The sequence below is a fragment of the Streptomyces sp. MBT53 genome (assembly GCF_016654115.1).
Lineage (GTDB): Bacteria > Actinomycetota > Actinomycetes > Streptomycetales > Streptomycetaceae > Streptomyces.
In genome coordinates, this window is sequence record NZ_JAEQAZ010000214.1 from 1 (window position 1) to 13,364 (window position 13,364).

Here is a 13,364-nt window from a genome sequence, read left to right on the forward strand (position 1 = left end):
CCGAGCCCGTGACGGACGTGCCGGGGTCCGAGCCCGTGACGGACGTGCCGGGGTCCGGAGCCTCGACGGGCGGGCCCGCGTCCGGCGTCGGGATCAGGCCCAGGACTCGCTCCGTCCAGTCGACGCCCTCTCGGCGGTAGTTGCGCAGCCACCAGAACCAGCCGACGGCGAGGGCCAGTGCGCCGGACTCCTCCTCGTCGCCTGCGGTGATGGTTCGGTCGAGGGCCGCGCGGAAGTTGTCGAGTTCGGTCTCCAGGCGGGCGATCCACGGGAGTTGGGCCCCGGAGCGGAGCAGGGGTTCGGCCTGCTCTACGAGGGCGCGTATCCAGGATCGGTGGCGGCGCTCGGCCGCCGTCCGCAGGAGCGGGGTCTCGGCGGCGCGCTCGACGGCGTACTCGTGGATGGTCTCCAGCATGCGGTAGCGCATGCCGTCGTGCGCTTCGCCGGGGGTGGCCACGATCAGGGACTTGTCGACGAGGGCGCCGATCAGGTCCGCCGCGGGGCCGGTGCACACGCTCTCCGCCGCCGCGAGGTCCCAGCCGCCGGCGAACACGGAGACCTCGCGCAGCAGGGTCCGCTCGTGCTCGTCGAGGAGGTCCCAGGACCAGTCGACTACGGCCCGCAGGGTCTGTTGGCGGGGCAGGACCGTGCGGCTGCCGGAGGTGAGGAGGCGGAAGCGGTCGTCCAGGCGGTCGGCGATCTGGCGGGGGGTGAGCAACCGCAGCCGGGCGGCGGCGAGTTCGATGGCGAGGGGCAGGCCGTCGAGGCGCCGGCAGATCTCCGTGACCGCTTCGGTGTCCTGGAGCACGGTCTCCGCGTCGGGGCGGACGGCGGCGGCGCGCTCCGCGAAGAGGCGGTGCGCCTGGTCGGGGACGAGAGGCTCGACCGGGCGTACCGACTCGCCGGGGACGCCCAGGGGTTCACGGCTGGTGGCGAGGATCGTGAGTCCCGGGCAGCGGGTCAGGAGGGTCTCGGCGAGGTCGGCCGCCGCGCCGATGACATGTTCGCAGTTGTCAAGGATCAGGAGTCGGCTGCGCGCCGCGCAGTACTCGATCAGCAGGGCGACGGGGTCGTCCTGCGGGACCGCCAGCTCGGTGGTCATCAGCACGGTCTCGCGCAGACCGAGGGCACTGACCACCGCGCCCGGCACCGCCTCCGGCCGGTCGAGCCGGGCGAGCTCGACCAGCCACGCCTGCGGGAGCCCGGCGGCGGCTTCCTCGGCGAGACGGGTCTTTCCGGAGCCGCCCGGTCCGGTGAGCGTGACGAGGCGGGCCCTGTGCACTTCGGAACGGATGGCGGCGATCTCGGGTTCCCGCCCCACGAAAGAGGTAAGCCGTGGACGCAGGTTGCCGTCGCGTTCCGCCTGCCGGGCGGGGTGGGCCTGCTGGGCCGGAGCCGGTGACGTGAGCAACTCGCCGTGCAGGGCGCGGAGTTCCGGCCCCGGGTCGGTGCCGAGGCCGTCGGCGAGGGCGCGCCGGGCGGTCTCGTAGGCGGCGAGCGCGTCGGCGCCCCGGCCCGCGTCGCGCAGGGCGCGGATGAGGAGGGCGTGCAGGGGTTCGTCGTACGGGTGCGCCGCGGTCAGTTCCTTCAACTCCGGTACGGCGTCGGCGGCGCGGCCCAGCAGCAGGTCGGCCTCGACCCGCGCGCGGGTGGCCTCCTGGCGCAGCGCGTCCGGGCGGGCGGCGGCGGAGCGGTCGGGGAGGTCGGCGAGGGCGGGCCCGCGCCACAGGGCGAGCGCCTCGCCGAGGTCGCGGGCGGCGACGGTCGCCTCGCCGCGCTCCAGAGCGGCCGTGCCCTGGCGCACCAGCCGTTCGAAGACGTACAGGTCCACGTCGTCCCGGGTCGCCGCGAGCCGATAGCCGCCGGGGTCGGAGACGATCGCGTCCTTGCCGACGGTACGGCGCAGTCGGCCGACGAGGGCCTGGAGCGCGGCCGGGGCGTCCTGGGGAGGCTCGTCGGCCCACACCTCGTCGATCAGGGTCCCGAAGGGGACGATCCGCCCCGGGTGCAGGGCGAGCGCGGCGAGCAGCGCGCGCAGCCGCGCACCGCCGAGCGCCACGACGGCGCCCCGCTCGTCCTCCGCCCGGGTATTGCCCAGGATTTTGTACCGCACCGGGCCATTGTCGCCGGGCACGAGGGACAAGGTCACGGCGTTTGTGGGCGGGGCCCGTGGTTGGGGCGGTTTGTGCGGGTGCGGCGCCCGAAGTCATCGCGGCGGGACAGTCGGGCCACTCCTACTGGTGTGCCTCTCGGGCGACTCCCATGGGCGGGCCGCCTCAGGCCACTCCCGCTCCCCCACCCGATGCCAGCGCCCCCCGCTGGGGCCTGATCCCCGCTGGTACCGCACGCGCGCGTGCCGGTGTTCCCGTCCAGCAGGTGCCCCGGCGGGCCAGCAGGCGGCCGAGCCACAGCTCCAGGGAGACCAGGTCCGCGAGGCCGTCCAGGGGCAGCGGTTCGCCCTGGGCCGCCGCGCGGAGCGCCTTGCGGACGACGCGGGCCTCGACCAGGCCGGCCTGCGCCAGCAGGGGTGTGTCGAAGAGGGCCATCAGGGAGTCCGCGGCGACCCGGAGTCCGGTGCGGGACGCGGCCGCCGCCGAGGCGTGGGAGGGAGCGCCCCAGCCCGGCGGGAGGTCGCCGACGCCGGCGCCCTCCAGGACCGTACGGAGGATGGCCGCGCGGGCCCCTGGCTGGACGCGTAGCGCCTCGGGGAGGGAACGGCAGGCGCGGACCACCTGGTTGTCGAGGAAGGGCGTGTGCAGGCGCTGGGAGCGGATCTCGGCGGCCTGTTCCAGGACGCGGAGGTCGGAGGCGTGGCGGGCGAGGGCGGCACGCGCGCGGAAGTCGCCGGGGCGTTGTCCCGGGCCGACCCCTTGCCTGCTGGGCGCCCCTTGTAGGCGAACCGATACTTCAGCTAGGGCCTCACCGGTCAGCCAACGCGCGGCGGGCCCCGGTCTGGCCCAGGTGAGCGCGGCGAGGGAGGCCCCGACGGCGCCGCCCGGCTCGTCGAAACGCTGGTTCATCAACCGGTCGGCGAGGACTTCGAGCCCGGCGCCGTACGGCGTACGGGCCAGTCGCCGGGCCGCGCCGTACACGCGCGCGGGGACCATCACCGAGCCGTCCGCCTTCGCCAACGCGGCCACCGGGCGCACCAGATGACGCCGTTTGCGGTCCATCAGCAGATCCGCGAGACGCGCGGGGTGCGCGTCCAGGACCTGGCGGGCGCCGTAGCCGGTGAAGTGGTCGGCGCTGCCCGCGGCGAGCCGGGCGCGGTGGCGGGCCGCGGTGATCAGGGAGGGGCCGGGTTCGTCGGTGAGGGGGCCGTCGAGTTCGGCGTACGGCAGGACGTCCTCGCCGCCGGTGACGACCACGTGGTGCAGTCGCGGGTTGGCCGCGAGGGTGCCCGCGCGCTCCACCTCGGACTCGCGTCCGCGGACGGCGAGATCGTTGAACGTGACGGCGAGGAGCCGTTCACCCGCGCCGGTGCCGTGCCCGAGGACCGTGCCGGGCGCGCCCGGCAGTCCGGCGGCGAGCAGGGCGAGCGTCCCGGAGGCGGGCCCCCCGGAGAGGTCGGCGCCGATGCCGGGGACGGGCATCCCGCGCGCGGCACGCCGTTCGGCGGGTCCCATGCCGGGCACCGGGCCCGGGTCGATGTCGGGAACGTGCCGGGGCGCGGACAGGCGCGCACGCACCGCGTCGACCAGTGCGTCGCGTACGGCGTCGACCGCACTGTCGGGGTCGACGGGCGCGGCGGCGACGGCGAGGGAGGCGACCGGCTCGTACCCGGCGATCTCACGCGCCCCGGCGCGCAGGATCAGCGCATGCCCCGGCGGAATGCGACGTACGCCGTCGTACGGAGTGGAGTCGTGCAGCGCGGCGGGCACGTCCGGAGCGGCCAACAGGGCTGCCAGGTGCCCGAAGTCGAGGTTGGCCTCGATGAGGTCGGCGAGCGGGAGCGCGGCCGTGGAGTAGGCCGTACCGCCGGCCCAGGGGGTGTAGAACACCGGCTTGGCGCCCGCGAGATCGCCGCAGACCATGGTGCGGCGGCCGACCTTGACGACCGCCGTGTAACTCCCCGACCAGGCCGTCAGATGCCGAAGTGCCCCTCCGCGCGCGGAGAACAGGCTGAGGCGCAGCTCCTCGTCGGAGGCGCCGCACGTACCGAGGACCGCGATCCGGGTCTCCGCGTCGACCTTGACGACGCGTACCTCGTCGGGCCGCCAGTCGCCGACCGCCCACAGCGGATCCGGGTCTCCCCACAGGAGTTGGGACCCCACCGGATGGACCGTCTCGCCGTCGAGTCCGGTCGCCCCCGCGGAACCGATCGCGGCGGCTCCAGCGGCGGTACTGCTCCATCCCACCAACCACCGCATCGACGCCTCCACAGGCTGTGGACAACCAGTGCACCGCACGAACTGGGCACCATGCTGCCATGAAGGACGCCTTCCGGAGGGCCGGAGAAGCCGCTTGAGATCGCGTGAAGACGCCCTGGACGAGGGACAACCGGACAAGGACGACCCTACGTCCGCGACGCGAATGCGCCCCCGATACGCTCCCCCAAAACCCCTAACGCGCCCTCAACTCCCGTGGTAGGAGCGGTATTCGGCACCGAGAGGCGGGGGCGATTTTCGGCCAAATCGGTGTTACGAGCACAGGCTCGCGCACGCTCCGTACATGCCGTGCGCACCGCTTCGCACCGCGCACAGTCCGGGAGGCGGAGTACGCCTCCCGGACCGGTCCGCCGCCCGCGGGGATGTAGGCGGCGGTGTCCCCCAGCCCACTGGATCCAGTACAGCGGGCCGACCCACGCACGATCCATCGAAGCGCTCCCGCGATGGCCGGAGAAGAGCGCACGCACAGGCGCACGGCCACACGGCGGGGGCACGTCGCAACCCTCCGTGCAAACCCCGCACTCGCGTACGGACCACAATCCCGCCATCCGGAACAATGCCCCTTAACGCTTGGGATGCGGCGAACTACGCTGGGTTTACGAATGCCGCATGGTTATGCCAGCGCGGCAGCCGTCTGTGTCGAGGGGTGGCGCATGTCCAGGGAGCAACGCGGGCCGAACGAAAAACTCGGCACCGTTCTCGCCCTCGCGGGAATCAGCAACGCAGGACTCGCGCGTCGCGTCAACGATCTTGGCGCTCAACGCGGGTTGACACTTCGCTACGACAAGACGTCGGTGGCGCGCTGGGTGTCGAAGGGAATGGTGCCCCAGGGCGCCGCCCCGCACCTCATCGCGGCCGCCATCGGCCAGAAGCTCGGCCGCCCGGTGCCGCTCCACGAGATCGGCCTGGCGGACGCGGATCCCGCGCCGGAAGTGGGCCTCGCATTCCCCCGGGACGTCGGTCAAGCCGTGCGTTCCGCAACGGAGTTGTACCGACTCGACCTCGCCGGCCGCCGGGCCGGCTCCGGCGGCATCTGGCAGTCGCTCGCCGGGTCGTTCGCAGTCAGCGCATACGCAACGCCCGCCTCACGCTGGCTGATAACCCCGGCCGACAGTTCGGTGGCACGCGAGGCGAACTCCGCGGAGGGCTCCGGGGCACCGCTGAAAGTCGGCCACAGCGATGTGCAGAAACTGCGGGAGGCCGCGGAGGACGCCAGGCGCTGGGACTCCAAGTACGGGGGCGGCGACTGGCGTTCGTCGATGGTGCCGGAATGCCTGCGGGTCGAGGCGGCGCCGCTGCTGCTCGGCTCGTACTCCGACGAGGTCGGCAGAGCGCTGTTCGGCGCGAGCGCGGAACTCACCCGGCTCGCCGGGTGGATGGCCTTCGACACCGGACAGCAGGAAGCCGCGCAGCGGTACTACATCCAGGCGCTGCGGCTCGCCCGCGCGGCGGCGGACGTGCCGCTGGGGGGCTATGTCCTGGCGTCGATGTCCCTGCAGGCGACCTACCGGGGGTTCGGCGACGAGGGCGTCGACCTCGCGCAGGCCGCGCTCGAGCGCAACCGGGGGCTTGCGACCGCCCGCACCATGAGCTTCTTCCGGCTCGTCGAGGCGCGGTCCCACGCGAAGGCGGGGGACGCGCAGGCGGCCGGGGCGGCGCTGAAGGCCGCGGAGGGGTGGCTCGAGCGGTCCCGGGAGGGTGACAACGATCCGTCCTGGCTCGGCTTCTACGGCTACGACCGCTTCGCCGCCGATGCGGCCGAGTGCTACCGGGATCTGAAGGCGCCTCGGCAGGTCCGGCGGTTCACCGAGCAGGCGCTGTCCAAGCCGACGGAGGAGTTCGTGCGCTCGCACGGTCTCCGGCTTGTTGTTTCCGCGGTGGCCGAGCTGGAGTCGGGGAATCTTGATGCGGCCTGCGAGCAGGGGGTGCGGGCGGTGGAGGTTGCCGGTCGGATCTCTTCGGCCCGGACCACCGAGTATGTGAAGGATCTTCTGCATCGGCTGGAGCCGTATGGGGATGAGCCTCGGGTTGTCGAGCTGCGGGAGCGGGCTCGGCCTTTGTTGATGGCGCCCGCCTAGGGATTTGCCTGGCTTGTGTGGTCTTGTGGGTGCGGGGCGCGCTGTGGCTGGTCGCGCAGCTCCCCGCGCCCTGGGTGGGCTGCTCTTCCCCGGGTTTGAAGGCACTGTCAGTGGTGCAGTGCACTATCGAAGCCGGGAGGTGGTGCGCGGTGGTCGGGTACGACTGTGATGTGCTCGTGGTCGGGGGTGGGATCGTCGGGCTGTCGGTCGCGTATGCGATCGGGCGGGCCGCTCCGGGGACGCGGGTGACCGTGCTGGAGAAGGAGGCGGGGCCCGCCCGGCATCAGACGGGGCGGAACAGCGGGGTGATCCACAGCGGGATCTACTACCGGCCCGGCTCGCTCAAGGCGCGGTACGCGGTGGGCGGCGCCGCCGAGATGGTCAAGTTCTGTGCGGAGTACGGCATTCCGCACGCCGTCACCGGCAAGCTGATCGTCGCCACGGAGCGCGCCGAACTGCCCCGCCTGCACGCGCTCGTGCAGCGCGGCCGGGAGAACGGCATTCCGGTGCGCGAGCTCGGCGGGAGCCAGATCCCCGAGTACGAGCCGGAGGTGCGCGGGCTCGCCGCCATAGAGGTCGCGACCACCGGCATCTGTGACTACGTCGCGGTCGCCCGGCACCTGGCCGAGGCCTCCGGCGCCGAGATCCGCTACGGCGCGCGGGTCGCCCATGTCGACCGGCGCCCGGAGCGCGGGGTCGCCGTCCGGACGACGGACGGTGCCGGCGGTGGAGACATCGTCCGCGCGCGCGTGCTGGTGAACTGCGCCGGGCTGCAGTGCGACGAGGTGGCCCGGCTGACCGGCGACGACCCCGAGATGCGGATCGTGCCGTTCCGCGGCGAGTACTACACGCTGACGCGGCCCGAGCTGGTGCGCGGCCTGGTGTATCCGGTGCCGGACCCGGCGTTCCCGTTCCTCGGTGTGCACCTCACGCGCGGTATCGACGGCAGCGTGCACGTGGGGCCGAACGCGGTGCCGGCGCTGGCCCGCGAGGGCTACGGCTGGGGTGTCGTACGTCCCCGCGAGATCGCGACCACGGCGGCCTGGCCCGGGGTGTGGCGGATGGCGCGGCAGCACTGGAGGTACGGGGCGGGGGAGCTGCGGCGGTCGGTGTCCAAGAGCGCGTTCACCAGTGCCGTGCAGCGGCTGCTCCCCGCAGTGACACCCGACGACCTCACGCCCTCGTCAGCCGGGGTGCGGGCGCAGGCGGTCCTGCGGGACGGCACCCTCGTCGACGACTTCCTGATCAAGGAGGGCCCCCGCGCGGTCCATGTCCTCAACGCCCCGAGCCCGGCGGCCACGGCGTCGCTGCCGATCGGGAGGGAGGTGGCGAGGCGAGCACTGGCCGTACTGGGCCAAGAGAAACGCCTTCCACTTGAATCGCCGGGAAGGGCAACCCCCTAGGGGCGCGGGGAACTGCGCGACGAGCCACAGCGCACCCGCACCCGCACCCGCACCCGCACCCGCACCCGCAAGACGGCACAAGCCACGCAGACGCCGCTGCGCACGCCCCGTAAAATCACCGCACCATGTATGACTCCCCCAACACCCCCGACGCCCCCGCCCAGCCAGCGCAGCGCACCCGCAGGGACGAACCCCGTTTCCCCGACGGGCCCAAGCCCGATCCCGCCGGGTCGCACTTCGAGCGGCGGATCCGGAGTTTCCAGCCGCGCCGGAGTCGTGTGACGACGGCGCAGGCCGACGCGCTGGAACGGCTGTGGCCCAAGTGGGGCCTGGACATCGACGGTCAGCGGAATCTCGACCTGACCGAGCTGTTCGGGAACGACAACCCCGTCGTGCTGGAGATCGGCTTCGGGATGGGTGAGGCGACCGCGCAGATGGCTGCCGCCGACCCGGCGACGAACATCCTCGCCGCCGATGTGCACACCCCGGGCCAGGGCAATCTGCTGGGCCTCGCCGACCACCACGGGCTCTCCAACATCCGGGTCGCCAACGGGGACGCGATCATCCTGCTGCGCGAGATGCTCGCGCCGGACTCGCTCGACGGGCTGCGCGTCTACTTCCCGGACCCCTGGCCGAAGAAGCGGCACCACAAACGGCGGCTGATCCAGGAGGAGTTCCTGTCGCTGGCCGCGACCCGGCTCAAGCCCGGGGCGACCGTGCACTGCGCCACGGACTGGGAGCCGTACGCCGAGCAGATGCTCGAAGTGCTGGGCGCGCACCCGGACTTCGAGAACAGCCAACCCGACGGTGATTTCGCGCCTCGTCCGGACTTCCGGCCGCTGACCCGTTTCGAGGGGCAGGGACTGGACAAGGGTCATGTCGTGAACGATCTGCTGTTCCGTCGCGTACCCCACGACGACCAGCGCTGAAGCCAGGCTCCCTCGCGGGCCGTGCCCTTACCTCGTTAGGGTCGATGCCGTGGCCACGTACTCGCCGTACCCACCGCACCCCGGCCACCCGGCCGGTGGTGTGCCCGGGCACGTGCCGCGCGGGCGCTGGTGGCACCGGACGGGGGTCCGTTACGGCGCGCTGATCACGCTGCTCGCGCTGTCCGGCCTCGTCATCCTTGCCCTCGTCCGCCAACAGACCGGTACGGAAGGGTTCTTGGTGGGTCTCGGGCTCGCCGTGCTGCCCGTGCCGCTGCTCGTCGCCGCGTTCCGCTGGCTGGACCGGGTCGACCCCGGCCCCTGGCGGAATCTCCTGTTCTCCTTCGCCTGGGGCGCCTGTGCCGCCGCGCTGATAGCGATCGTCGCCAACAGTTTCGCCACCAGATGGATAGCGACCGCGACCGCCGACCCGACCAGCGCGGACACCCTGGGCGCGACGGTGATAGCCCCGATCGTGGAGGAGTCGGCGAAGGCGGCGGCCGTCCTGCTCGTCTTCCTGTTCCGCAGACGGGACTTCACCGGGATCGTCGACGGCGTGGTGATAGCCGGGGTCACCGCCACCGGCTTCGCGTTCACCGAGAACATCCTCTACCTCGGCACCGCCTTCGGCACCGACCAGCTCACCGGCGACCGCGGCTTCACCTCCGTGACGGCGGCGACCTTCTTCGTGCGCATCGTCATGTCCCCGTTCGCGCACCCCCTGTTCACCGTCCTCACCGGCATCGGCTTCGGCCTCGCCGCCCGCTCCTCCGACCGGCGCCACGTCCGGCGCGTCCTGCTCCCGCTGACCGGACTGCTGTTCGCGATGGGCATGCACGCGGTCTGGAACGGCTCCTCGACCTTCGGCCAGTACGGCTTCTTCGAGGTCTACGGCCTGTTCATGGTGCCCGCGTTCGGTCTGCTGACCTGGCTCGCGGTGTGGACCCGGCAGCGTGAACTGCGCGCGGTGCGCGAGGAGTTGCCGGTGTATGTGTTCGCGGGCTGGCTGACGCCCGTGGAACCGTTCGTGCTGGGCTCGATGAAGGCCCGCCGGCTGGCCCGCGAGTACGCCGGTCACTGCCTCGGCCGTCCCGCGGCCCGCTCAGTGGCCCGCTACGAGGCCTGCGCCACCTCCCTGGCGTTCCTGCGCCACCGGGCCGCGCGGGGCCGCGCCGGCGCCGACTTCGCCGTACGGGAAAGGGAGTTGCTGCACGAGCTGTGGCAGGGGCGGGAGGTGGCGCGGCCCGCGCTGGAGTACGCGGCGCGGCGGATCGCGCCGCCGGTGCCGGTGGTGGTGCCGCCGTGGCCGGTGTACGGGGTGTACGGGAACACGGCGGCGCCGCAGTCCGCGTACAACCCGTACCGGACCTGAGGACCCTCAGGCGGACGCCTGTGTCAGTTGCTCGATCTCGGCGTCCGTGAGGGCCAGTTCGGCCACGGCGAGCAGGTCGGGCAGTTGCTCCAGGTTTCTGGCGGAGGCGATCGGGGCGGCGACCGTGGGCTGGGCGGCGAGCCAGGCGAGGGCGACCGTCGCGACGGAGGCGTCGTGGGCCTGGGCGACCTCGTCCAGGGCGGTCAGGACCTTCTGGCCGCGCTCGGACGCGAGGTAGCCGGCGGCCCGTCCGGCGCGCGGGCTGTCCACGGTCGTGCCGGGCCGGTACTTGCCGGTGAGGAAGCCGGCCGCGAGGGCGAAGTAGGGGAGGGCCGCGAGGCCGTTGCGCTCGGCCACGTCCCGGAGTTCGCCCTCGTAGGTGTCGCGGGAGACCAGGTTGTAGTGGGGCTGGATCGCGACGTAGCGGGCCAGGCCCTCGCGGTCGGAGAAGTCGAGGGAGGCCTGGAGGCGCTCGGGCGTGATGTTGGAGGCGGCGATGTGCCGCACCTTGCCCGCCTTCACCAGCTCGTCCAGCGCGCCGACGATCTCCTCGACCGGCACCTCGACCTGGTCGAAGTGGGTGTAGTAGAGGTCGATGTGGTCGGTGTCCAGGCGGCGCAGGGAGGCGTCGGCGGCGGCCTTGATGTTGGCGGCGGACAGGCCCGGGAAGTCGGGGTGCTGGCTGACCTTGGTGGCGATGACGACGTCGGAGCGGTTGCCGCGGGCCTTGACCCTCCCCCACTGCCTAAAAGGCGTGGGGGGACCCCCAGCCGATGACGGTCTCGGACTCGCCGCCCTGGTTGCCCGGGGCGAACGCCGAGTAGGAGTCGGCGGTGTCGACGAAGTTGCCGCCCGCGGCGGCGTAGGCGTCGAGCACGGCGAAGGAGGTCGCCTCGTCGGCGGTCCAGCCGAACACGTTGCCGCCGAGGTTGAGCGGGAAGATCTCAAGGTCGGACCGGCCCAGCTTGCGAAGGGAAGTCATGCTTCACTTCAACCGCCGGACCGGAACCGGATATTCCAGACCCTTGAGCCCCTTGAGGCCCTCAGGGGTTGAGGCCCTTGCTGCGCAGCCAGGGCGCCGGGTCGCTCGCGGTGGCCGCGCCGTTGATGTGGACCTCCAGGTGGAGGTGGGGCCCGGTCACGTTGCCGGTCGCGCCCACGCGGCCGATGACGTCACCGGTGGCGACCTTCTGGCCGACGCTGACGTTGATCGAGGACTGGTGGCAGAACCACAGCTCGGTGCCGTCGTCGAGGGTGAGGATCGTGCGGTAGCCGTAGGACCCGGCCCAGCCCGCCTCGGTGACCGTGCCGCTGTGGATGGCCTTGATCAGCGTGCCGGTGGGAGCGGCGAAGTCGAGTCCGGTGTGGTAGCCGGAGGACCACATGGAACCGGCCTGCCCGAAGGTGCCGGTGATCGTGTACGAGCCGACCGGCAGCGTGTACTGCTTGGCGAGAGCGGCGAGCTTCGCGGCCTCGGCCTTCTTCTTGGCGGCGGCCTCGGCGTCCTTCTTGGCGTCGGAGGCCTTCTTCGCGGCGTCCTGCTCGGCCTTCGCGGCGGCGGCGTCGACCTGCTTGGCGACGGCGGCCTCGGCGGCGGCCTGGGACTTGCCGTCGACCTGGAGCTGCTGGAGCTCGGCCTGTTCCATGATCCGGTTGCGCAGCAGCTCACCGGCGTCCGAGGTGCCCTTGGCGGTCTCGGTGGTGGTCACGCCGACGCTGCTGAGCGCGGTCGCGGAGCCCTTCGGCGTGCTGGAGGAGTCGTCCAGCAGGTGGCCCACGGAGGGCAGGTCGGGCAGGGAGATCGAGACGGGCGGCTTGCCGGTGTTGGCGCTGGCCATCCCGCCGGCGCTGACGGCGGCTATGACACCGACGCCCAGGACGGTGGAGCTGCGGGCGAATCCCCCGCCACCACGCTGCTTGGCGACACGGTGCTTGCCGCGGTTGGGAAGAACGGACTCCGCGCTGGGGTTCCACTCCTCCCAGGGGCCCTCGTCGGGGCGGAAACCGCCGTAGACGAACGGGGCTTCTGGGGCAGCCTGGTTGGACGCCACGTGGGCGTGCTCCTTTCCTTCCTTCTCGCCTACCGGGTTAGCTGACGGGTTCGGAGCAGGAAGGTCTCCTACGCGCGTAAACCGGTCGTGTTCCCACGACTGTCGACGTGCGATTCACCCCAAGTGGTGGTTCCCCGGTTCCCTTGCGGGATTCGGCGCGTGCGCACGGAGCTGTCTCTTGTGACGGCTGGGACGACCGTGCTGCGTTATCGAACGTTAATAGACACGGGCGCCCGTTTCCAAGCCCGTTCGCTTGATCATTAACCTTTCCTTGCTGGACGAAGAGCCCATGACCGGCGAAAAACGGGTGAGTTGACCGGTCATGGACGGCGTACGGCGATCATCGCCATATCGTCGGTCATCCCGCCCCCGGAGTAACGGCGCACCTCCTTGGCCAGGAGGCCGAGCAGTGCCTCGGGACTGCGGAAGGTCCGCCCGGCGAGCCGCTCCCCGGGGTCGTAGAACACGCCGTGGCAGTCGCGGGCCTCGGACAGGCCGTCGGTGTAGAGGAGCAGGGTGGCGCCGCCGGGGAACGCGAACTCCTCGGCGCGGTCGGGCCAGAACCCCAACTCGCCCATTCCCAGGGGCAGTGCGGGCTCCTTGACGAGCAGGGTGTCCACGGTGCCGTCCGCGTGCAGGAGCAGCGGCGGCGGGTGCCCCCGGTCGACGATCCGCAACACGTCGTCGCCGTGCGGGAGTTCGGCGAGGACGGCCGTGGTGAACCCCTCGAACGCGTCGAGCCCGTCCCGCCGGGTGCCCTCGCGCGCGAGCGCCCGCTCCAGCCGCTGCGCGACCGCCTCCAGGGTGCTCTCCTGCTCGGCGGCCTCCCGGAACGCCCCGATCACCACGGCTACGGCGGCGACCGCGCCCATGCCCTTCCCGCGTACGTCACCGACGACCAGCCGTACCCCGTGCGGGGTGTCCTGCACCGCGTACAGGTCACCGCCGATGAACGCGCCCTCCTGCGCCGCCTCGTAGCGGGCGGCGATCTCGAACCCGCCGATGCGCTCGGCCGGTTCGGGCAGTACGGCGCGCTGGGCGGCCTCGGCGATCTCGCGTACGGAGGCGAGCTGTTCGCTGCGGCGGCGGACGAGGGCGTTGATGAGGACGGCGAGACCGGCGACCGTGGCCACGGTGGCCACTTCG

The 13,364-nt window shown here is 72.4% G+C and carries 8 protein-coding genes, 1 pseudogene and 1 riboswitch; of the genes and pseudogenes, 4 read left to right on the forward strand and 5 right to left on the reverse strand.

The window, feature by feature from the left end; genetic code table 11:
• On the reverse strand, nt 1–2,113 hold a 2,113-nt coding region (locus JHN45_RS43840), incomplete at its 3' end, for a BTAD domain-containing putative transcriptional regulator (RefSeq protein WP_307783364.1).
• Nucleotides 2,114–2,276: 163 nt separating this feature from the next.
• Entirely contained in the window at nt 2,277–4,370 is a 2,094-nt protein-coding gene (locus tag JHN45_RS43845; protein WP_200715239.1) for an asparagine synthase-related protein, read from the reverse strand.
• 671 nt (nt 4,371–5,041) lie between these two features.
• Here JHN45_RS43845 and JHN45_RS43850 point away from each other — a divergent pair.
• The 4 genes from JHN45_RS43850 to JHN45_RS43865 all read left to right on the forward strand — a co-directional run bounded on the left by JHN45_RS43850 (nt 5,042) and on the right by JHN45_RS43865 (nt 10,167).
• On the forward strand, nt 5,042–6,466 hold the full coding sequence (locus JHN45_RS43850; protein WP_200715240.1) for an MFS transporter: 1,425 nt from the start codon (nt 5,042–5,044) through the stop codon (nt 6,464–6,466).
• Between the two features lie 149 nt (nt 6,467–6,615).
• A complete protein-coding gene (gene lhgO, locus JHN45_RS43855) occupies nt 6,616–7,869 on the forward strand; it encodes an L-2-hydroxyglutarate oxidase (RefSeq protein WP_201054897.1) in 1,254 nt (417 codons plus the stop codon).
• A gap of 125 nt (nt 7,870–7,994) precedes the next feature.
• Entirely contained in the window at nt 7,995–8,798 is an 804-nt protein-coding gene (gene trmB / locus JHN45_RS43860) for a tRNA (guanosine(46)-N7)-methyltransferase TrmB (RefSeq protein WP_200715242.1), read from the forward strand.
• Nucleotides 8,799–8,847: 49 nt separating this feature from the next.
• Nucleotides 8,848–10,167, forward strand: coding sequence for a PrsW family intramembrane metalloprotease (locus tag JHN45_RS43865; protein ID WP_201054898.1), 1,320 nt, complete (start codon nt 8,848–8,850; stop codon nt 10,165–10,167).
• Nucleotides 10,168–10,173: 6 nt separating this feature from the next.
• Here the strand turns inward: JHN45_RS43865 and JHN45_RS43870 are convergent.
• From JHN45_RS43870 to JHN45_RS43880, 3 genes and pseudogenes are all read right to left on the reverse strand, one after another.
• Nucleotides 10,174–11,149, reverse strand: a pseudogene (locus tag JHN45_RS43870) (aldo/keto reductase).
• 61 nt (nt 11,150–11,210) lie between these two features.
• Nucleotides 11,211–12,218, reverse strand: coding sequence for a M23 family metallopeptidase (locus tag JHN45_RS43875; RefSeq protein ID WP_201054899.1), 1,008 nt, complete (start codon nt 12,216–12,218; stop codon nt 11,211–11,213).
• An 11-nt stretch (nt 12,219–12,229) separates the two neighbouring features.
• Nucleotides 12,230–12,386, reverse strand: a riboswitch (cyclic di-AMP (ydaO/yuaA leader).
• Nucleotides 12,387–12,538: 152 nt separating this feature from the next.
• Nucleotides 12,539–13,364 (reverse strand): PP2C family protein-serine/threonine phosphatase (locus JHN45_RS43880; protein ID WP_201054900.1); only part of this gene is annotated, 826 nt, incomplete at its 5' end.

What these genes read in the sequence shown, in the direction of transcription:
- JHN45_RS43845 (WP_200715239.1), bottom strand. Translation starts at nt 4,370, where the DNA reads ATGCGGTGGTTGGTGGGATGGAGCAGTACCGCCGCTGGAGCCGCCGCG.
- JHN45_RS43850 (WP_200715240.1), top strand. Translation starts at nt 5,042, where the DNA reads ATGTCCAGGGAGCAACGCGGGCCGAACGAAAAACTCGGCACCGTTCTC.
- trmB (WP_200715242.1), top strand. Translation starts at nt 7,995, where the DNA reads ATGTATGACTCCCCCAACACCCCCGACGCCCCCGCCCAGCCAGCGCAG.